General features: G+C 62.5%; 1 protein-coding gene. It reads right to left on the bottom strand.

Annotated features, from left to right (window positions below; genetic code table 11):
• The coding region (locus SB764_RS38945) for an NAD(P)/FAD-dependent oxidoreductase (protein ID WP_410866604.1) at positions 1-336 on the bottom strand (336 nt) is incomplete at both ends.

The raw sequence follows: 336 nt of genomic DNA on the forward strand, positions 1-336 counted from the left end.
CTGATGATGCAGCGTCCACGGCACATTGCCGCCCATCAGCTTCTGCTCGAGCCCGACCATCAGCGTGCCGAGGTACAAACCCTTGCTCATCCAATGCTTGAAATTGCGCGCCTTGTACAGTTCCGTGTAGAGCCACGACTGCTTGAACGCTTCCGGATACGCCGTGAGTTCATCGCTCGTGCGAACGGCCTGCACCGCGTCGAACGCCGCTTCCGCCGCGAGCATGCCGGTCTTGATCGCCGCGTGACTGCCCTTGATACGCGCCGCGTTCAAAAAGCCCGCGTCGTCGCCGACGAGCGCGCCGCCCGGAAACACGAGCTTCGGCAGCGACATCAA

The sequence above is a fragment of the Paraburkholderia sp. SIMBA_027 genome, from assembly GCF_046535315.1.
Lineage (GTDB): Bacteria > Pseudomonadota > Gammaproteobacteria > Burkholderiales > Burkholderiaceae > Paraburkholderia > Paraburkholderia tropica.